At 63.8% G+C, this 21,220-nt stretch carries 15 protein-coding genes; 14 read left to right on the forward strand and 1 reads right to left on the reverse strand.

The annotated features are described in order from the left end of the window. The 5 genes from murD to murB all read left to right on the forward strand — a co-directional run bounded on the left by murD (position 1) and on the right by murB (position 6,159). On the forward strand, positions 1-1,392 hold the full coding sequence (murD, locus tag AC244_RS21955) for a UDP-N-acetylmuramoyl-L-alanine--D-glutamate ligase (RefSeq protein ID WP_053250953.1): 1,392 nt from the start codon (positions 1-3) through the stop codon (positions 1,390-1,392). Between the two features lie 101 nt (positions 1,393-1,493). Beyond that, positions 1,494-2,648 carry a putative lipid II flippase FtsW gene (ftsW, locus tag AC244_RS21960; protein WP_053250954.1) on the forward strand — a complete coding sequence of 385 codons (1,155 nt, stop codon included), beginning with the start codon at positions 1,494-1,496 and terminating at the stop codon, positions 2,646-2,648. Between the two features lie 3 nt (positions 2,649-2,651). Further along, entirely contained in the window at positions 2,652-3,776 is a 1,125-nt protein-coding gene (gene murG, locus AC244_RS21965; RefSeq protein ID WP_053250955.1) for an undecaprenyldiphospho-muramoylpentapeptide beta-N-acetylglucosaminyltransferase, read from the forward strand. Further along, entirely contained in the window at positions 3,773-5,182 is a 1,410-nt protein-coding gene (gene murC / locus AC244_RS21970) for a UDP-N-acetylmuramate--L-alanine ligase (RefSeq protein WP_053250956.1), read from the forward strand. The genes murG and murC overlap by 4 nt, the downstream gene beginning before the upstream one ends. 2 nt (positions 5,183-5,184) lie before the next feature. Then, a complete protein-coding gene (gene murB / locus AC244_RS21975; protein ID WP_053250957.1) occupies positions 5,185-6,159 on the forward strand; it encodes a UDP-N-acetylmuramate dehydrogenase in 975 nt (324 codons plus the stop codon). Between the two features lie 931 nt (positions 6,160-7,090). Here the strand turns inward: murB and AC244_RS21980 are convergent. Beyond that, positions 7,091-8,401, reverse strand: coding sequence for an MFS transporter (locus AC244_RS21980; RefSeq protein ID WP_053250958.1), 1,311 nt, complete (start codon positions 8,399-8,401; stop codon positions 7,091-7,093). 323 nt (positions 8,402-8,724) lie between these two features. Between AC244_RS21980 and aqpZ the strand changes: the two genes are divergently transcribed. From aqpZ to ligA, 9 genes are all read left to right on the forward strand, one after another. Then, positions 8,725-9,450 (forward strand): aquaporin Z, encoded by a 726-nt coding sequence (aqpZ, locus tag AC244_RS21985; RefSeq protein WP_053250959.1) that lies wholly within the window; start codon positions 8,725-8,727, stop codon positions 9,448-9,450. Positions 9,451-9,824: 374 nt separating this feature from the next. Next, positions 9,825-10,751: a D-alanine--D-alanine ligase gene (locus AC244_RS21990; RefSeq protein WP_053250960.1), complete on the forward strand. Its 927-nt coding sequence runs from the start codon at positions 9,825-9,827 to the stop codon at positions 10,749-10,751. After that, positions 10,748-11,689: a cell division protein FtsQ gene (gene ftsQ, locus AC244_RS21995; protein WP_321166230.1), complete on the forward strand. Its 942-nt coding sequence runs from the start codon at positions 10,748-10,750 to the stop codon at positions 11,687-11,689. Before AC244_RS21990 ends, ftsQ begins: the two co-directional genes overlap by 4 nt. Next, a complete protein-coding gene (gene ftsA, locus AC244_RS22000; RefSeq protein ID WP_053250962.1) occupies positions 11,686-13,017 on the forward strand; it encodes a cell division protein FtsA in 1,332 nt (443 codons plus the stop codon). Before ftsQ ends, ftsA begins: the two co-directional genes overlap by 4 nt. 105 nt (positions 13,018-13,122) lie before the next feature. After that, positions 13,123-14,895 (forward strand): cell division protein FtsZ, encoded by a 1,773-nt coding sequence (gene ftsZ / locus AC244_RS22005; RefSeq protein ID WP_053250963.1) that lies wholly within the window; start codon positions 13,123-13,125, stop codon positions 14,893-14,895. Between the two features lie 337 nt (positions 14,896-15,232). Next, a complete protein-coding gene (lpxC, locus tag AC244_RS22010; protein WP_053250964.1) occupies positions 15,233-16,186 on the forward strand; it encodes a UDP-3-O-acyl-N-acetylglucosamine deacetylase in 954 nt (317 codons plus the stop codon). A gap of 172 nt (positions 16,187-16,358) precedes the next feature. Then, positions 16,359-17,225 carry an outer membrane protein assembly factor BamD gene (locus AC244_RS22015; RefSeq protein ID WP_053250965.1) on the forward strand — a complete coding sequence of 289 codons (867 nt, stop codon included), beginning with the start codon at positions 16,359-16,361 and terminating at the stop codon, positions 17,223-17,225. A gap of 20 nt (positions 17,226-17,245) precedes the next feature. Further along, complete coding sequence (recN, locus tag AC244_RS22020; protein ID WP_053250966.1) at positions 17,246-18,919, forward strand: DNA repair protein RecN; 1,674 nt, start codon at positions 17,246-17,248, stop codon at positions 18,917-18,919. A gap of 130 nt (positions 18,920-19,049) precedes the next feature. After that, positions 19,050-21,203, forward strand: coding sequence for an NAD-dependent DNA ligase LigA (gene ligA, locus AC244_RS22025; protein WP_053250967.1), 2,154 nt, complete (start codon positions 19,050-19,052; stop codon positions 21,201-21,203). Positions 21,204-21,220: the final 17 nt, after the last annotated feature.

Here is a 21,220-nt window from a genome sequence, read left to right on the forward strand (position 1 = left end):
ATGATCGCGGTCAGCACATTCAAGGGCAAGAAGGTCGCTCTCTTCGGGCTCGGCGGCTCGGGGCTGGCGACGGCCCAGGCGCTCGTCGCGGGCGGGGCCGATGTGACGGCCTGGGACGACAATCCCGACAGCGTCGCCAAGGCCGGGGCGGCGGGTGTGCCGACGGCGGACCTACACGGCATCGACTGGCGCGCTTATGCAGCCTTCGTGCTTTCGCCCGGCGTGCCGCTGACCCATCCCAAGCCCCATTGGACCGTCGACCTGGCGCATGCCGCCGGCGTCGAGATCATCGGCGATGTCGAGCTCTTCGTGCGCGAGCGCCGGGCGCAGGCGCCCGATTGCCCGTTCATCGCCATTACCGGCACCAACGGCAAATCGACGACGACGGCGCTGATCGCTCATATCCTCAGAGAGAGCGGCCGCGATACGCAGCTCGGCGGCAATATCGGCACGGCCGTAATGACACTCGATCCTCCGAAGGCCGGCCGGTTCTATGTGGTCGAGTGCTCGTCCTACCAGATCGACCTGGCGCCGACGCTCAACCCGACGGCCGGCATCCTGCTCAATCTCACGCCCGATCATCTCGATCGCCACGGCACCATGCAGCATTACGCCGATATCAAGGAGCGGCTGGTGGCCGGCAGCGGCACGGCCATCGTCGGCGTCGACGACAGTTTCTGTGCGCTGATTGCCGACCGTGTCGAACGGGCGGGCACCAAGGTGGTTCGCATTTCGCGCCGGCATGTGCTGGCTGACGGAATCCACGCCGAGGGCTCGCGCATCCTGCAGGCTCACGGCGGAACGTCGCGGCTCTTCGTCGACCTCGATGGCATCCAGACGCTGCGCGGCGGCCACAATGCGCAGAATGCGGCAGCCGCAATCGCCGCCTGCCTTGCCGTCGGCGTCAGCGAAGATGAAATACGCCAGGGGCTGACAAGCTTCCCGGGGCTGAAGCATCGCATGCAGCCGGTCGGCCGCAAGGGTGCGGTCGTATTCGTCAACGACAGCAAGGCGACCAATGCGGACGCAGCGGCACCGGCGCTGTCGAGCTATGAGCGCATCTACTGGATCGCCGGCGGCCTTCCGAAGGAGGGCGGCATCACTTCGCTGTCGCCGTTTTTCCCGAAGATCGTCAAGGCGTACCTGATCGGCGAGGCCGCACCTGCCTTTGCCGCGACGCTCGGCGAGGCGGTGCCTTTCGAGATCTCGGGGACGCTGGAGAAGGCCGTTGCTCACGCCGCGGCGGATGCGGAAGGTGACGACAAGGGCGCTTCGGCGGTGATGTTATCCCCGGCTTGCGCAAGCTTCGACCAGTATAAGAACTTTGAAATACGCGGCGATGCCTTCGTCGGTCACGTCAAGGCGTTGCAGGGCGTGACGATGCTGATCTGACATTGCCCTGTCTGCGCGCCCCAGCTGGCGCGCAGCGGTGGCGATGATGCCGGGGTTTCGGACGTTTGGCGCAAGCGCGCCTGATAAAGGGGACTGACAAGATGGTAAGCCGAGCCGAACGTGGCCCTGTGGCCGACTGGTTCTGGACGATCGACAGGTTCTTCCTGGCGACCTTCATCCTGTTGATGGGCGTGGGCTTCATGCTGTCCTTTGCGGCAAGCCCGGCGGTCGCCGAGCGCATCGGCCTCGACAGCTTCCACTTCGTCAAGCGCCATGCCGTCTTCCTGCTGCCGTCGCTGGTGGTGATGGTGGCCATCTCCTTCCTGTCGCCGAGGCAGGTGCGCCGCGCCGCGATCATCCTGCTTGGCGTGTCGCTTTCCATGATGGTGCTGGTGCTGTTCGTCGGCCAGGAGGTCAAGGGCTCGATGCGCTGGATCTCGATCGCCGGCATTTCGATCCAGCCCTCCGAATTCATGAAACCGGCCTTCGTGGTCGTCTGTGCCTGGCTGTTTTCCGAACATGCGCGCCAGCCGGAAATCCCCGGAAACCTCTTTGCGATCCTGCTCTTCGGCATCGTCGGCGCGCTGCTCGTCGCCCAGCCCGACCTTGGCCAGACGATCCTGACGACGGCGGTCTGGGGCGGCATGTTCTTCATGGCCGGCATGCCGTGGCTGTGGATCATCGTACTCGCCGGCGCTGCCTTCGGCGGCTTCTTCGTCGCCTATACCATGCTGCCGCACGTGGCCGGCCGTATCGACAAGTTCCTGACCGGGGAGGGCGACACCTTCCAGATGGACACGGCACGCGAGGCGATCATCCGCGGCGACTGGTTCGGCCGGGGTCCGGGCGAAGGCATCGTCAAGCGCATCATCCCGGACAGCCACACCGACTTCGTGTTCTCGGTCGCGGCCGAAGAATTCGGCATCGTCTTCTGCATGCTGATCGTGATGATCTTTGCCTTTCTGGTGCTGCGCGGCCTCAACCACGCCTTCCGCGAGCGCAACGACTTCAATCGCTTCGCCGTCGCAGGCCTTGTCCTGCAGATCGGCATCCAGTCGATGATCAACATCGGCGTGAACCTCGAACTGCTTCCGGCCAAGGGCATGACCCTGCCGCTGATCTCCTATGGCGGCTCGTCCATGGTGGCGATCTGCGTCACTGCCGGCTTCATCCTGGCGCTCACGCGCCACCGCCCGGAGAAGCGCGCCGTGGAGCGCAGCCTGTTTCGGTCCGGCATTGGCGTGCCGGCGGAGTAAAACATGACCAAAGGCATCATTCTTCTTGCCGCCGGGGGCACCGGCGGCCATCTGTTTCCAGCCGAGGCGCTCGCCCATGAGCTGAAGGCCAGCGGCTATTCGGTGCATCTGGTGACCGACAGCCGCGCCGAGCGTTTCGCCGGCAAGTTCCCGGCCGACGAGGTGCATGTGGTGCCGTCGGCGACGATCGGCTCGAAGAACCCCATCCATGTCGTACGCTCGCTGTGGACGCTCTGGACCGGCATGCGCGCGGCGCGCCGGCTGATCGCCCGGCTGCGGCCGAAGGCCGTCGTCGGCCTCGGCGGATTCCCCACCGCCCCCCCCCCTCTTGCGGCCACGGGCACGGGCGTGCCGTCGCTGATCCCTGGGCAGAACGCGGTGGAGGGCCGTGCCCACAAGGCGCCCGCCGCCCGCGTCAAGGCGATTGCCGGCGGCTTCCCGCCCGAGGGTACCGGCACCTTTGCCGCCAAGACGGTGACGACAGGCAACCCGGTACGTCCCGCCGTGCTCGAGGCTGCCAAGGTCTCCTATGACGCAGCCTCCGGTGACGTCCCGTTCCATCTCGTCGTCTTTGGCGGCAGCCAGGGCGCACAATATTTTTCGAAAGCGGTCCCGCAGGCCATCTGCCGTCTCGACGACGCGCTTCGTCAGCGGCTGAAGGTGACGCAGCAGGCGCGCCCGGAAGATCGCGACGGCGTCATTGCCACCTATGAGAAGCTCGGCGTTCCCGCCGACGTCTCGCCGTTCTTCACCGACATGGCCGAGCGCATCGCTAGCGCCCAGCTGGTCATCTGCCGCTCGGGCGCCTCGACGGTTTCCGAGCTTGCCGTCATCGGCCGCCCGGCGATCCTCGTTCCCTACCCTTACGCGCTTGATCACGATCAGGCGGCGAATGCGGCGGCGATCGCCGCCAAGGGTGGGGCAAAGGTAATCGCCCAGGCGGAACTGACCGCCGAGCGTCTTGCCGGCATTCTCGCCGACGCCATGGCCAATCCGCAATCGCTGGTGCAGATGGCCGCCCATGCGCGCGAAACCGGCAAGCCTGATGCCGCGCGCTTGCTTGCATCCATGGTAGAGGCTATTGCCAGCGGTTCGACAGTCGAGAAATTCAGGGAAACACGCTCATGAAAATGCCGAAAACGATCGGTCTGGTCCATTTTATCGGTATCGGCGGTATCGGCATGAGCGGCATTGCCGAGGTGCTGCATAATCTAGGGCACCGGGTGCAGGGCTCCGACCAGTCGGACAGCGCCAATGTCCAGCGCCTGCGCGACAAGGGCATCGAGGTGTTCGTCGGCCACAAGGCCGAGAATATCGGCGATGCCGAAGTCGTCGTCGTGTCGACGGCGATCAAGAAGGACAATCCCGAACTGATCGCCGCGCGCGAGAAGCTGCTGCCGGTCGTGCGCCGCGCCGAAATGCTGGCCGAGCTGATGCGCTTCCGCAATGCGATCGCCATCGGCGGCACCCACGGCAAGACGACCACGACCTCGATGGTTGCCGCCCTCCTTGATGCCGGCGAGCTCGACCCGACCGTCATCAACGGTGGCATCATCAATGCCTACGGCACCAATGCCCGCATGGGCGAAGGCGAGTGGATGGTGGTCGAGGCTGATGAGTCCGACGGCACGTTCCTCAAGCTGCCTGCCGATGTCGCCGTCGTCACCAATATCGACCCGGAACATCTCGACCACTACGGCAACTTCGATGCCGTGCGCGCCGCCTTCCGCCAGTTCGTCGAGAACGTCCCGTTCTACGGCTTTGGCGTGCTCTGCCTCGATCACCCCGAAGTGCAGACCATGGTCAGCAAGATCGAGGACCGCAAGGTCATCACCTATGGCGAAAACCCGCAGGCCGACGTCCGCTTCCACAACATCCGCATGGACGGCGCCACCTCCGTCTTCGACATCGAGATCCGCCGCCGCCGTACCGGCCAGGTGATCACGATGAAGGACCTGCGCCTGCCGATGCCCGGCCGCCACAATGTGTCGAACGCCACGGCCGCGATCGCGGTTGCGCAGCGCCTCGGCGTCAGCCCCGAGGCGATCGCCAAGGGGCTTGCCTCCTTCGGCGGCGTCAAGCGGCGCTTCACCTTTACCGGCGATTGGAACGGCGTGCGCGTCTATGACGACTACGGCCACCATCCGGTCGAGATCAAGGCCGTGCTCAAGGCAGCGCGCGAGGCGTGCCAGGGGCGAATCATCGCCGTGCACCAACCGCACCGCTACTCGCGCCTTGCGAGCCTGTTCGAAGATTTTTCCGCCTGCTTCAACGACGCCGACACGGTCCTGATCGCGCCGGTCTACGCGGCCGGCGAGGAGGCGATCGACGGCGTCAACGCGGAAGAACTCGTCAACCGCATCAAGGCCGGCGGTCATCGCGATGCCCGGTACGTAGTTGGCCCCGAAGCAATCGCGCCGGTTGTCAGCAAGATTGCGCAGCCGGGTGATTTTGTGGTTCTCTTGGGGGCTGGTAGCATTACTTACTGGGCCGCTGCCCTGCCGCGGGAACTCGCAGACATTTCAGGAAATTGAGCATGAAACAGGTCAACGGTCATAAACTACTCGAAGCACTCGGAAGCGGAATAAGCGACGTTCGCGGCCGCATCACGCCCGACGCGCCGATGGATCGCGTGACCTGGTTCCGCGCCGGCGGTCTTGCCGAGCTGATGTTCCAGCCGCACGATACCGACGATCTGGTCACCTTCCTGAAGCTGGTTCCTGCCGACGTGCCGGTCATGGTCATGGGCGTCGGCTCCAACCTTTTGGTTCGCGACGGCGGCATTCCGGGCGTCGTCATCCGGCTGTCGGCCAAAGGCTTCGGCGATCTCGAACTCGTCGGCGAGAACCGCATCAAGGCCGGCGCCATCTGCCCGGACAAGAATATCGCGGCGATGGCGCTCGATAACGGCATCGGCGGCTTCTATTTCTACTATGGCATTCCCGGCGCGATCGGCGGCGCACTGCGCATGAACGCCGGCGCCAACGGCACGGAGACGCGCGAGCGCGTCGTCGAAGTGCATGCGGTCGATCGTCAGGGCAACACGCATGTGCTGTCGAATGCCGACATGGGTTACGGCTATCGCCACTCCTCGGCGTCCAAGGACCTGATCTTCACGCATGCCATCTTCGAAGGTTATCCCGAGGACAAGAACAAGATCCGCACCGACATGGACGCCGTGCGCCAGCATCGGGAAACCGTGCAGCCGATTCGCGAAAAAACCGGCGGCTCGACCTTCAAGAACCCGGAAGGCCATTCGGCCTGGAAGCTGATCGACGAAGCCGGATGCCGCGGCATGATGATCGGCGGCGCGCAGATGTCGCCGCTGCACTGCAACTTCATGATCAATACCGGACAGGCGACCGGCTACGAGCTGGAATATCTCGGCGAGACCGTGCGCAACCGCGTGCTCGAACATTCCGGCGTTCGGCTCGATTGGGAAATCAAGCGCATCGGCACCTTCATGCCGGGCTACGAGATCAAGGAATTCCTCGGCCGCGGCATCGCCTGAGCCGGAGCGAGCAAGGTATGTGAGAAAGGGCCGCAGCGGCAACGCTGCGGCCCTTTTGTTGGTCCGGCAAACGCTCCAATCCGAACGGCTCCTCGCGCTCCGTCATGCTCGGGCTTGACCCGAGCATCCATAGCCACAGGTCTTCCCTCTTGCACGGAGGCTGGATCCTCGGGTCAAGCCCGAGGATGACGGGAGGAGAGGTTGCGCCCGATGGGTGGCGGCGTTGAGGCCAGCGGGATCAGACGCCGAGGCGGCGGAGTGAAGTGAGGTCGATCGGAAGAGAGGGTCGACGTCCCTTCAATTAGCTCAAAGGGCGGCCAGATCGCCACTGCGGCTCTTCCATTTGTCTGGGATACCCTGTCCCGAACGGCTCCTCGCACTCCGTCATGCTCGGGCTTGACCCGAGCATCCACGGGCTCAGGTCATCCCTCTTGCACGGAGGCTGGATCCTCGGGTCAAGCCCGAGGATGACGGGAGGAGAGGTTGAGCCCGATGGGTGGCGGCGTTGAGGCCGACGGGATCAGACGCCGCGGCGGCGGAGTGAAGTGAGGTCGATCGGAAGAGAGGGTCGACGACCCTTCAATTAACTCAGAGGGCGGCCAGATCGCCACTGCGGCCCTTCCATTTGTCTGGGTACCCTGTCCCGAACGTCTCCTCGCGCTCCGTCATGCTCGGGCTTGACCCGAGCATCCATGGACTCAGGTCATCCCTCTTGCGCCGAGGCTGGATCCTCGGGTCAAGCCCGAGGATGACGGGAGGAGAGGTTGAGCCCGATGGGAAGAGGCGTTGAGGCTGACGGTATGTCAAAGCGGCGGGAGGAGAAGTCGAAGCTGGGGAGGCGGACATCCTGTCATCAATGGAAAGGGCCGCAGCGTTGCCGCTGCGGCCCTTCTTTTGCCGGTGTCTGACGCGCAAGCGCGGCTGATCCTGATCAGGCCGAGACCTCTTCCTCCGAGGAGAGGACGAGGCACAGGAGCGTGATCGCGGCGGCCGCCAGCAGGTAGTAGCCGACATGGTCGAGGCTGTAGTTGGTTGCAAGCCAGGTGGCGATATAGGGCGCCAGCGACGCGCCGAAGATGCCGGCGAGGTTGAAGGTCATCGACGCGCCGGTATAGCGCACCGAGGTCGGGAAGGGGGCAGCGAGCGCTGCGCCGATCGGACCATAGGTGAGCCCCATCAGGCCGAGGCCGAGGATGGAGAACAGGAAGGCGCTGCCGAGGCCGCCGGCCAAAAGCGGCGCCATGACCAGGCCGAAGGCGCCGATGCCGATGGTGGTGACGATCAGCACCAGGCGGCGGCCGTAGCGGTCCGACAGGATGCCCGAGACCGGGATCATCAGGCCGAAGAAGACGACGCCGGTCATCTGCACCACGAGGAATTGCTCACGCGAATAGCCGAGCTTGGCCGTGCCCCAGGACAGCGAGAATACCGTCATCAGGTAGAACAGCACGAAGGTGGCGAGCGCCACGAAGGTACCGAGCACGAGGCTGCGCTTGTGGAACCGGAAGATCTGCGCGATCGGAACCTGGACGCGCTCATGCTTGTCGATCGCTTTCTGGAATTCCGGCGTCTCGGTGATCTTCAGTCGGACATAAAGGCCGACGATGACCAGCAGGATGCTGGCAACGAAGGGCACGCGCCATCCCCAGGCGAGGAAGGCCTCGTCGGTCATAACTTCGCCAAGGATGAGGAAGGTTCCGGCCGACAGGATGAAGCCGATCGGTGCGCCGAGCTGCGGGAACATGGCGTACCACGTGCGCTTGCCCTCGGGCGCATTCTCGGTGGCGAGCAGCACTGCGCCGCCCCATTCGCCGCCAAGGCCGAGACCCTGGCCGAAACGGCAAAGGGCGAGCAGCAGGGGCGCCGCGACGCCGATCGACGCGTAGGTCGGCAAGAGGCCGATGACGACGGTGGAAATGCCCATGGTCATGAGCGCTGCCACCAGCGTCGCCTTGCGGCCGACCTTGTCGCCGAAGTGGCCGAAGATCACGGCGCCGAACGGGCGGGCGAAGAAGGCGATGGAGAAGGTCGCGAAGGACTGCAGCATGGCCGATGTCGGATCGGCCGTCGGGAAGAAGAGGTGCGGGAAGACGAGCACCGCTGCGGTGGCGTAAACGTAGAAGTCGAAGAATTCGATGGTCGTGCCGACGAGGCTGGCGAACAGCACCCGGGCAGGGGAGTTCACTGCCGGCGTCTGCAACGCGCTATCCTTCGGCGACAGGGAGGTTGTCGCGTCTGTCATTGTTGTCGTTCCTGATATGGATGTCATGCCGTCTTGGGAGGCGGTCAGGGCGTCTTAACGCAAGTTTCCGCATGATGAAACCCTGAAATCGTAAGATATGCGAACGAAATCGAAGGGCGGCGCAGCATTATTCCGAGGCTGCATGGGTCAAGGGAATCGCAGCTCTTGCTGCTCTGAAAATAGGCAGATCGGTAAGGGGGCGGTGTCCGATTTCGTGTTTTACGGGCGATGAAGCTCACGTCACAACCGGGCTTGACCGGAATCAAAATGTGGCAAACTCTGGGCGACTGAAGCGATCGGCTTCGGTTTTCGGGAGAGAATGCATGTTCAGGAAGCTTTCTGCGGAATTTCTCGGTACATTCTGGCTCGTTTTCGGCGGTTGCGGCAGTGCGGTGCTGGCGGCTGCTTTTCCGGCTGTTGGTATCGGCCTGCTCGGTGTCTCCTTCGCCTTCGGCCTGACCGTTCTGACCATGGCCTATGCGGTCGGCGGCATTTCCGGCGGGCATTTCAACCCGGCCGTTTCCGTTGGTCTGACGGTTGCCGGCAAGTTCCCCGCCTCCAATCTCATCGGCTACATCATCGCCCAGGTGCTGGGCGCGATCGTGGCTGCAGCCGTGCTTTACATTATTGCCAGCGGCAAGGCGGACTTCCAGCTCGGCGGCTTTGCCGCCAATGGCTATGGGGAACATTCGCCCGGCGGCTATTCGCTGACCGCTGCGCTTGTCATGGAAGTGATGATGACTTTCTTCTTCCTGTTCATCATTCTCGGCGCTACCCACGGCCGCGTGCCCTCCGGCTTTGCGCCGATCGCCATTGGCCTGGCGCTGACGCTGATCCATCTGGTGTCGATCCCGGTCACCAATACGTCGGTCAATCCGGCCCGGTCGACAGGGCAGGCGCTGTTCGTCGGAGACTGGGCACTGGCGCAGCTTTGGCTCTTCTGGCTGGCGCCGATCGTCGGCGCGGCGATCGCCGGAATCGTCTGGAAGATTGTCGGCGAAGACGACCTTGCGTTTGTGCCCGATTCCCTTAGAGCGGAATCGGTTTAACGAGAATATCATGCGGCAAGTTTGAGCTGATCAGCGTCCTCAGCGCATCATGTTTGACACGTGGCGCTATCCGCTGAAAGGCGGCCAATCGTTAAGGTCCCGCACCGAACTGGTGCGGGGCCTTCATTTTTTAGCAGCTTTTGTTTCGTGTAAACAGGCGCTGGCAACACGCTGATTTTGCGCCAGAAAGTGTTGTATTCGCAGCGTTTTCGGGCGCAGCCGCCGATCGTTTCCCGACTAAGGTTAATAAAAGTAAACGGTTCATTAACTATAATGCCGTTCTAGTGCCCCCGATGGCCACCGGCGACTCGCGATGCCGGAACAAGCCAGGCGCAAGCAAGCGTTGCGATAGTGGCGTATTTTCGGGGGTATGGATGAACGGCAAGCATGTAGCTGTCCTTATGGGCGGATTTTCTTCGGAGCGACCGGTGAGCCTGTCGTCCGGGGCTGCTTGCGCCGATGCTCTGGAAGCTGAAGGTTACCGCGTTACGCGTGTAGACGTCGCGCGCGATGTCGCTTCGGTTCTTGCCGAACTGCGCCCGGATGTTGCCTTCAATGCCCTGCACGGGCCCTTCGGTGAAGATGGTACGATCCAGGGCATTCTCGAATATCTGGAAATTCCCTACACCCATTCCGGCGTTCTGGCTTCGGCGCTCGCCATGGACAAGGCGCAGGCAAAATACGTTGCTGCCGCTGCCGGTATCCCGGTCGCCGATGCGCTGGTCATGGATCGCCAGGACTTTGGCCCGAAGCACCCGATGCAGCCGCCCTACGTCGTCAAGCCGGTTCGCGAAGGATCGAGCTTCGGCGTCGTCATCGTCAAGGAAGATCAGTCGCACCCGCCGCAGGTCGTCACCTCGAGCGAGTGGCGCTACGGCGACCGAATCATGGTCGAGCGTTATGTCGCCGGCCGCGAGCTCACCTGCGGCGTCATGGGCGACAGGGCGCTTGGCGTCACCGAGATCATCCCGCAGGGCCACGCCTTCTACGATTATGATTCCAAATACGTAAAAGGTGGCTCGCAGCACGTCATTCCGGCACAGCTTTCACCAAATATTTACCAAAAAATACAAACACTCGCATTGAAGGCGCATCAGGCAATCGGTTGCCGTGGCGTCAGCCGATCCGACTTTCGCTTCGACGACCGTACCTCCGGTGAAGGCGAACTGATCTGGCTGGAAATCAACACCCAGCCCGGCATGACCCCAACCTCCCTGGTGCCCGAGATGGCCCAGCATGCGGGCCTTGGTTTTGGCGAGTTTCTGACTTGGATGGTGGAGGACGCTTCGTGCTTGCGGTGAGGGGCAAAAGGGGCAAGAGAGTTCGTGATCCGCTGGGCGCAGTTGCTGCCGAGGCCGATGGCGCACGCGTTCTGCCGCGGCCGCTTCGCAAGGCCGTTCGCTTCCTGGTCAGCCTCGGCAGCGGGCGCGTCCGCTTTCCCGCCCATACCGGTACGATCGCGGCCATCGCTTTCTTTGCTGCCACCGGATTTTATGGCATGTCGCTCGGCGGCCACACGCAGAACGTCGCGCAGGCTTCGACCACCGCGGCCGGTTTTGCCATCGAGGACGTGCGCGTCTCCGGCAACGAGCAGACGTCAGAGATCGATATCCTGCAGCAGCTTGGCCTGGACGGCACGACCTCGCTGGTGGCGCTCGACATCGTCGAGGCGCGCAAGCTGATCGCCGAACTGCCCTGGGTGCAGGGCGTCACGGTCCGCAAGGTCTATCCGAGCACGATCGAAGTGACGCTGACCGAGCGCAAGGCCTTCGGCATCTGGCAGCACGGTTCCGACCTGTCGCTGATCGAGCGCAGCGGCAGCGCGATTGCGCCGTTGCGCGACAACAAGTTTGCAGCCCTGCCGCTGTTCGTCGGCCGCGATGCTGAGACGGCTGCCGCCGATTTCTTCGACGAGTTTTCCCGCTGGCCGGAGATCCGCTCGCGGGTGAAGGCCTTCGTGCGCGTTGCCGGCCGTCGCTGGGACTTGCGCCTCGACAACGGCATCGTCGTCAAGCTGCCGGAACACGATGTCGCCCGCGCGATGCAGGTTCTGTCCGAAATGGAAAGCCAGCACCAACTGCTCGAGCGCGACATCGCCGCCGTCGACCTGCGGCTGGAAGATCGAACCACAGTTCAATTGACGCCGGATGCGGTCACCCGGCGCGAAGTTGCCTTGAAGGCGAGGGACAAGATGCTGAAGGCGCAGGAGACGGAGAAGAAGAAAGAGGGGCGGATATGAGTTTGTTCGGTTCCTCCAGCTTTGGCCTGCCACGCCTGAAGCCGCTTTCGTCGAAGCGGTCTCATGTCGTCTCGGTGCTGGATATCGGCTCGACGAAGATCGTATGCATGATCGGCCGGCTGACGCCGCGCGCCGAAAGCCAGATCCTGCCGAACCGCACGCATAGCGTCGAGATCATCGGCATCGGCCACCAGAAATCCCGCGGCGTGAAGAACGGCGTCGTCGCCGATCTCGATGCGGTCGAAAGCGTCGTGCGGCTCGCCGTCGATGCGGCCGAGCGCATGGCCGGCCTCACCATCGACAGCCTCATTGTCAACATCTCCGCCGGCCGCCTGCAGAGCGACGTCTACACAGCGACCATCGATCTCGGTGGCCAGGAGGTCGATGCCAGCGACCTGAAGAAGGTGCTGTCGGCCGCCGGTCAGCAATCGCTGCGCTCCGACCGCGCCATCCTGCATTCGCTGCCGACGGGCTTCTCGCTCGATGGCGAGCGCGGTATCCGCGATCCGCTCGCCATGTTCGGCGACGTTCTCGGCGTCGACATGCACGTGCTGACCGCCGAGCGGGCGGCGCTGAAGAATCTTGAACTTTGCGTCAACCGAGCGCATCTCTCGGTCGAGGGCATCGTCGCGACGCCCTATGCCAGCGGTCTGGCAGCTCTCGTCGATGACGAAGTCGAACTCGGCTGTGCCGCGATCGACATGGGTGGCGGCACGACGACGATCTCGGTCTTTGCCGAAGGCAAGCTGGTTCACGCCGACGCCGTCAGCCTCGGCGGCCACCATGTGACGACGGATCTGGCGCGCGGTCTTTCGACCCGCATCGAAGACGCCGAACGGCTGAAGGTCGTACACGGCTCGGCCCTGCCCAACAGCGCCGACGAGCGCGACATCGTCTCGGTCCCGCCGATCGGCGAGGACGACCGGGATCAGCCGACCCACGTGCCGCGCGCGCTGGTGTCGCGGATCGTGCGTGCCCGCATCGAGGAAACGCTGGAACTCATCCGTGACCGCATCCAGCGCTCGGGCTTCAGCCCGATCGTCGGCAAGCGCATCGTTCTGACGGGCGGTGCCAGCCAACTGACCGGCCTGCCGGAAGCGGCACGCCGCATCCTGGCGCGCAACGTTCGCATCGGCCGTCCGCTCGGGGTTTCCGGGCTGCCGGCGGCTGCCAAGGGACCGGCGTTCTCCACGGCCGTCGGTCTGATGATCTATCCGCAGGTCGCCGACCTCGAAACGCATGCGGCCCAGGGCGGCATGTTCTCGGGGCTCGGCAACGGCAACGGCCGCATCGCCCGCATGGGGCAGTGGCTGAAAGAGAGTTTTTGAGTACGACCGGTACCGAGCAGGACGGTGCTGGACGAAGACAGTTTTGGAATTTCAAGGATTTGGTCGGCTCGGCAAGGCGGCCAGAAAACAGAAGGAACGGGTACTATGACTATCAACTTGCAGAAGCCGGATATCACGGAGCTGAAGCCCCGCATCACCGTCTTTGGTGTTGGCGGCGGCGGCGGCAATGCTGTCAACAACATGATCACCGCGGGTCTGGAAGGCGTCGATTTCGTCGTTGCCAACACGGACGCGCAGGCGCTGACCATGACCAAGGCTGAACGGATCATCCAGATGGGTGTCGCCGTCACCGAGGGCCTGGGCGCCGGCTCGCAGCCGGAAGTCGGCCGCGCGGCTGCCGAAGAGTGCATCGACGAGATCATCGATCACCTGCAGGGCACCCACATGTGCTTCGTTACCGCCGGTATGGGCGGCGGTACCGGCACCGGTGCAGCCCCGGTCGTCGCGCAGGCCGCCCGCAACAAGGGCATCCTGACCGTCGGCGTCGTCACCAAGCCTTTCCATTTCGAAGGCCAGCGCCGCATGCGGCTCGCCGACCAGGGCATTGCCGAACTGCAGAAGTCGGTCGACACCCTGATCGTCATCCCGAACCAGAACCTCTTCCGCATCGCCAATGACCGCACGACATTTGCCGATGCGTTTGCGATGGCCGACCAGGTTCTCTACTCGGGTGTTGCCTGCATCACCGACCTCATGGTCAAGGAAGGCCTCATCAACCTCGACTTCGCCGACGTCCGCTCGGTGATGCGCGAAATGGGCCGCGCCATGATGGGCACCGGCGAAGCCTCGGGCGAGGGCCGCGCAATGGCCGCAGCCGAAGCTGCGATCGCCAACCCGCTACTCGACGAAACCTCGATGAAGGGCGCACAGGGCCTGCTGATCTCGATCACCGGCGGCCGCGACCTGACGCTGTTCGAACTCGACGAAGCAGCGACCCGCATCCGCGAAGAAGTCGATCCGGACGCCAACATCATCCTCGGCGCCACGTTCGACGAAGAACTCGAAGGCCTGATTCGCGTATCGGTCGTTGCCACCGGTATCGATCGCACGGCCGCGGAGGTGGCCGGTCGTTCGGCTGACTTTCGTTCGGTAGCAGCACAGAAGCCGATCGTCCGTCCGTCCGCAGCCATTCCGGCACAGCAGCCGGCAGTCGCCCAGCACCAGCCCGCTCCGGTCCAGCAGCCGGTCGCCCAGCCGGTGCAGCAGCAGCAGAATTCCGTCGACCAGATCGCGCTTGCGATCCGCGAAGCGGAAATGGAACGCGAACTCGACATCGCGACCCGTGCGGCCACCCAGGCTCCGGCCCCGGTGCAGCAGGCCCACGATGACTTTCGTCCCCAGAGCAAGCTTTTTGCCGGTGCAGCACCGGTAGAAGCCGCTCCGGTCATGCGTCAGCCGGCTCCGGTTCAGCGTCCGGCCGAAATGCCGGTTCACGCGCAGGTCCAGCCGCAGCCGGTTCAGCGCCAGGAGCCGATCGCTCCGGTCGTACGCCAGCAGGCCGAGCCGGTTCGCATGCCGAAGGTCGAGGACTTCCCGCCGGTCGTCAAGGCCGAGATGGACCAGCGCGCCCAGCCGGCGCCGCAGATGCAGGAAGAGCGCGGGCCCATGGGCCTTCTCAACCGCATCACCAGTTCGCTCGGCCTGCGCGACAGGGAAAGCCACAGCGTGGCCGCCGACATGACGGCCGGTGCGCCGGCCGCCGCTTCCCAGCAGCGCCGTCCGCTTTCGCCGGAAGCCAGCCTCTATGCGCCGCGTCGCGGCCAGCTTGACGATCACGGCCGCGCCGCTCCGCAGGCGCGCTCGCACGAAGATGATCAGCTCGAGATCCCGGCGTTCCTGCGCCGGCAATCGAGCTGATTTGAAGGCCCGTTCCTTCACCTTGCCGAATGCCCGGGCTACCGCCCGGGCATTTTTGCATTTCAACCATTGTTTCAATTGGTTGCTTCGTTCGATCCGCCTGTTGCAAATGCGTAACAAAGCGAAACGAACAGTGATTTGGAATGGTGCCTCAGAACCTCTATTTTCAAGCTCGGAATTGGGGATGCATGCGATTCGATCACGCGCTGTCTGTTCGAAACGCAGAGTTCCGGCCTTTGTGCCGAAACTCTCGGGCGCCTTTGTTGTGCCCTGAAAACCGCTGCATCCGCCTGATGTTTGGGCCTTAGGGCCATAGGTATTGAAAGTGAAGACGAGAATGGGAATCGAACTGCTCGGGTTTCAGACCACGATCGCTAGCCCGGTAACGCTTAGGGGTATTGGCGTTCATTCCGGCGCCGAGGTGGAAATCACCTTTCATCCGGCCGAAGCCGATGCGGGCATCGTTTTCCAGCGCGTTCTCGCCAATGGCCGCCTGAGCGAGTTCAAGGCGGTTTCCCCGCAGGTCGGCAACACCGATCTCTGCACCGTCCTCGGCATGTCGCCGGCCACCTCGATCGCAACGATCGAGCATGTGATGGCTGCCATCTACGCGCTCGGCCTCGACAACCTCACCATCGAGGTTCACGGCGCCGAGATGCCGATCATGGACGGCAGCTCCGAACCCTTCATCGATGCGATCGAGCAGGTCGGCGTTCGCGCGCTGGCCGTCAAGCGTCGTTACATCCGCGTGATCAAGCCGGTGCGAATCGAATCAGGCGCTTCCTGGTCGGAATTCACGCCCTATGACGGCATGCGCTTCGAGGTTGAAATCGATTTCGATTGCCCGCTGATCGGTCGCCAGGCCTGGAAGGGCGACATGTCGCCTTCGGTGTTCAAGCGCGAACTGTCGCGTGCCCGCACCTTCGGCTTCATGCGCGACGTCGAGCGCCTGTGGGCTGCCGGCTACGCGCTCGGCTCGTCGCTCGAAAACTCGGTGGTGATCTCCGACGACAATACGGTCGTCAATATCGAAGGCCTGCGCTACACCGACGAGTTCGTGCGCCACAAGACGCTCGACGCCGTTGGCGACCTGTCGCTCGCCGGCGCACCGTTCATCGGCTGCTACCGTTCCTATCGCGGCGGCCACAAGATGAACGCAAATGCGCTCAAGGCTCTGCTCAGTGATCCGACCGCCTACGAGGTCGTCGAAACCGCCACGCCACGCCAGCGCACCCGCGCGCGCGACATGGTTGCGGTTGCAGTTCCGGGCTTCGCGCCCTGGTCCGCATAACAACAAAAGGACAATCTCCTCCAGTCGCCGGCCGAAAGGCCGGCATTTTCATGTCGGCGCCGCCACAAATTTGCATGAATCACCGATCATGACGTTGCGGTCTTGAGGCAACTTGCTCTAAAAGCGCATGTCTGGCGGGGTCCATGCCCGCAGAATGGAACGGGAATATCCGATGGTTCTTGCAGTTTCTGTTGATTTGAGAAAGTCAGCGCGTGTGTTCGCCGTGGTAGTCGCGGCCGTTGCCGGCAGCGCCCTGATTACCGCCTGCCAGAACGATCCCGATATCGACATCACCAAGCTGACGGCTGAGACCGATCCGCCGGAGGTGCTGTACAACCAGGGGCTCGCCAACCTCAATGCCGGCAAGACCACGGAAGCGGCGCGCAAGTTCGAAGCGCTCGACCGGCAGCATCCGTTCTCCGAATACGCTCGCAAGGCGCTGGTGATGAACGCCTTCGTCAGCTATCGCAACGGCCAGTACCAGGAGGCGATCAACTCCACCGGGCGCTACCTGAACCTCTATCCGCAGTCGGAAGATGCGGCCTATGCGCAGTACATTCAGGGTCTTGCCTATACCAAGCAGATCCCGGCCGTGACGCAGGACCAGAAGCCGGCCTTCAAGGCGATCGAGGCGATGCAGGCCGTCGTCGACAAGTATCCGGACTCGCAATATGTCGAGGATGCCCAGGCGAAGATCCGCTTTGCCCGCGACCAGCTCGCCGGCAAGGAAATGCAGGTCGGCCGCTATTATCTCGAGCGCAAGGAATACCTCGCCGCCGTGTCGCGTTTCCGTACCGTCGTCGAGCAGTATCCCAATACCAACCAGGTCGAAGAAGCTCTGGCCCGTCTGGTCGAAGCCTATTACGCAATGGGCGTGACCTCCGAAGCGCAGACCGCTGCCGCCGTTCTCGGACACAACTATCCGGACAGCCAGTGGTATAGTGATTCCTTCAAGCTGTTGCAGTCGGGTGGCCTGGAGCCACGCGAAAGCGGCAGTTCCTGGATTGCGCGCGCAGGCAAGAAGCTGATCGGCGCCTGACACGGAAGATTTGACCCCGGATGCTCGCCCAGATCTCGATCCGCGATATCGTCCTGATTGAACGGCTTGATCTGGCGTTCGAGGCCGGCCTGTCCGTGCTGACCGGTGAGACCGGCGCAGGAAAATCGATTCTGCTCGACAGCCTGTCGCTCGCCCTTGGCGGGCGCGGCGACGGCTCGCTCGTGCGCCACGGCTCGGACAAGGGGCAGGTGACGGCGGTCTTCGACGTGCCGATGGGGCACTCGGCACGGCTGATGCTGCGCGACAACGGCATCGACGATGACGGCGATCTGATTTTCCGTCGGGTGCAATCGGCCGATGGCCGCACCAAGGCCTTCGTCAACGACCAGCCGGTCAGCGTTCAATTGATGCGGCAGCTTGGCCAGACGCTGGTCGAAATCCACGGACAGCATGACGACCGCGCCCTGGTCGATATCGACGCCCACCGCACGCTGCTCGATGCCTTCGGCGGCACCACCGACGAGGCCGAGCAGGTCTCCGGCCTCTATCGCGCCTGGAAAGATGCCGAACGCGGGCTGAAGAAGCATCGCGAGCGCGTCGAGGCGGCAGCACGTGAGGCGGACTATCTGCGCTCCTCGGTCGAGGAGCTGGAAAAGCTCAGGCCGCGTGATGGCGAAGAGGACGAACTTGCCGAAAAGCGCGCCCGGATGATGAAGTCCGAGCGCATCGCCGGCGACATCAACGAGGCCTCCGAATTCTTGAACGGCAATGGCTCGCCGGTTCCGCTGATCGCCTCGCTGGTGCGCCGTCTGGAGCGCAAGAGCCACGAGGCGCCGGGGCTGCTCGAGGAAACCGTCGAGCTGCTGGATGGCGCGCTGAACCAGCTTTCCGACGCGCAGATGGCCGTCGAGCGGGCGCTGCGCAACACCGAATTCGACCCGAAGGAGCTGGAGCGGGTGGAAGAGCGCCTGTTTGCGCTTCGTGGCGCCAGCCGCAAGTATTCCGTGCCGGTCACTGAGCTTCCGGCGCTGGCCGTCAGGATGATTTCTGACCTGGCCGACCTCGACGCCGGCGAAGAGAAGCTGAAGCAACTCGACGCACAGGTTGGTGCCGCGCGGGTTGCCTTCGACGCTGCCGCGCGCACGCTGTCCGAAAAACGTCACAACACCGCGTCTGCGCTGTCGGCTGCCGTCATGGCCGAACTGCCGGCGCTGAAGCTCGAGCGCGCCCGCTTCATGGTCGAAGTGCAGAGCGATGCCACGCAGCCGACCGCCGATGGCATCGATCTCGTCGAATTCCATGTCCAGACCAACCCAGGCACCCGGCCCGGGCCGATCATGAAGGTTGCTTCCGGCGGCGAACTTTCGCGCTTCCTGCTGGCGCTGAAAGTGGCGCTTGCCGATCGCGGCTCGGCGCCGACGCTCGTCTTTGATGAAATCGACACCGGCGTCGGCGGTGCCGTGGCCGATGCCATCGGCCAACGGCTGAAGCGACTTTCCGGCACGGTCCAGGTGCTTTCGGTTACGCACGCGCCGCAGGTGGCCGCACGCGCGGCAACGCATCTCTTGATCTCCAAGGGACCATCGAGCGAAAAGGCCGAGATGATTTCGACCCGCGTCGCCCGCATGGACGACAGGGCCCGCACCGAGGAGATCGCCCGCATGCTCGCCGGCGCCTCGATCACCGAAGAGGCGAGGGCGGCCGCCGCAAGCTTGCTTTCCGGCAACGGTTAGGGCCGTCTGACGGCATCGGCGCCGTCATCAGTCAAGTGTCGCCGCAGCCGGATGATCGCGCGATGGCGGTTGCTCTTTTCTTTCCCGGCAGTTGCTCTAAAAAACGACTCCCAATCCGGAGTCGTCGCGCATGTCCAGTGAACTGAAACCCGTCGAGAATCTGAACGAAACGGAAGCCGCCGAGGAGCTGGCCTTTCTCGCCTCCGAGCTTGCCCGCCATGACGCGCTCTATCACGGTAAGGACGCGCCGGAGATCACGGATGCGGACTATGATGCGCTGAAACGGCGCAATGACGCGATCGAGGCGCGGTTCCCGGCGCTTGTGCGCGAGGACAGCCCTTCGAAGAAGGTCGGAGCTGCGCCATCCGTCACCTTCCAGCCGGTCGTTCATGCCCGGCCGATGCTGTCGCTGGACAATACGTTTTCCGACGAGGACGCCCGCGATTTTGTCGCTTCTGTCTACCGCTTCCTCGGGCAGCTGCCGGATCATTCCATCGCCTTTACCGCCGAACCCAAGATCGACGGCCTCTCCATGTCGCTGCGCTACGAGAACCGGCGGCTGGTGACGGCGGCGACGCGCGGCGATGGCACGACCGGCGAAAACGTTACCGCCAATATCCGCACCATCGGCATGATCCCGCAGACGCTGCCGGCGGGCGCGCCCGAGATCGTCGAGGTGGGCGGCGGAATCTACATGGGGGAGTCTGACTTTGCCGCCCTCAATGCCGAGATGGCAGCGCTCGGCAAACCGCTCTACGTCAATCCGCGCAACACGGCTTCCGGCTCGCTGCGCCAGCTCGACGCCAAGGTGACGGCCAGCCGCAAGCTGCGCTTCTTTGCCTATGCCTGGGGCGAGATGTCGGAAATGCCGGCCGATACGCAATTCGGCATGGTCGAGGCGTTCAAGGCCTGGGGCTTCCCGGTCAACCCGCTGATGCAGCGGATTTCGTCGGCCGACGAGCTGCTCGCGCATTATCATCACATCGAGCGCGAACGCCCCGATCTCGACTATGATATCGACGGCGTGGTCTACAAGGTCGACCGGCTCGACCTGCAGGCGCGCCTCGGTTTCCGCTCGCGCTCGCCCCGCTGGGCGACGGCGCACAAGTTCCCGGCGGAGCAGGCATTTACGCGGCTGACCGCCATCGACATCCAGGTGGGGCGCACTGGCGCACTGACGCCGGTCGCCAGGCTGGAGCCGATCACCGTCGGCGGCGTTGTCGTCACCAACGCCACGTTGCACAACGAGGATTACATCAAGGGGCTCGGCAACAGCGGCGAGCCGATCCGCGAGGGCCGTGACATCCGCATCGGCGACATGGTGATCGTCCAGCGGGCCGGCGACGTCATCCCGCAGATCGTCGACGTCGTGATGGACGAGCGCAAGGAAGGGAGCGAGCCCTATCGTTTTCCGAGCACATGCCCGGTCTGCGGCAGCCATGCGGTGCGCGACATCAATGAAAAGTCAGGCAAGGTCGATGCGGTGCGCCGCTGCACCGGGGGCTTCGTCTGCCGGGCGCAGGCGGTCGAGCATCTCAAGCATTTCGTCTCACGCAATGCTTATGACATCGAAGGCCTCGGCTCCAAGCAGATCGAGTTCTTCTTTGAGAGCGAGGACCCGACTCTGTCGATCCGCACGGCGGCCGATATCTTCACGCTGGAGAAGCGGCAGGAGACGTCGCTGACGAAGCTCGAGAACATCGACGGCTTCGGTCGCGTAAGCGTACGCAAGCTCTATGACGCGATCAACACGCGCCGCTCGATCGCGCTTCATCGCTTCATCTACGCGCTCGGCATTCGCCATGTCGGCGAGACCACGGCCAAGCTGCTGGCGCGCTCCTACGGCAGCTACGAAGCCTTCGGCGCAGCCATGAGCGAGGCCGGCACTTTTGCCGGCGATGCCTGGAACGAACTCAACAGCATCGACGGCATCGGCGAAGTGGTCGCCCGCGCCATCGTCGAATTCTACAAGGAGCCGCGCAACCTCGAAGTGGTCACGCGGCTGCTTGCGGAAGTGACGCCCGAAGGGGCGGAGAAACCGGTTACCAGCGACAGCCCGGTCGTCGGCAAGACCGTCGTCTTTACCGGTTCGCTGGAAAAGATGACGCGCGACGAAGCCAAGGCCAAGGCGGAAAGCCTGGGCGCCAAGGTGGCAGGTTCGGTGTCGAAGAAGACCGATATCGTCGTCGCAGGCCCGGGGGCGGGCTCCAAGCTCGACAAGGCGCGCGAACTCGGCGTGCAGACGATGGACGAGGACGAATGGCTGGCGCTGATCGCCGGCTAATGCCCGCGATCAGCGCG

The sequence above is a fragment of the Ensifer adhaerens genome (assembly GCF_001270265.1).
GTDB lineage: Bacteria > Pseudomonadota > Alphaproteobacteria > Rhizobiales > Rhizobiaceae > Ensifer > Ensifer adhaerens_B.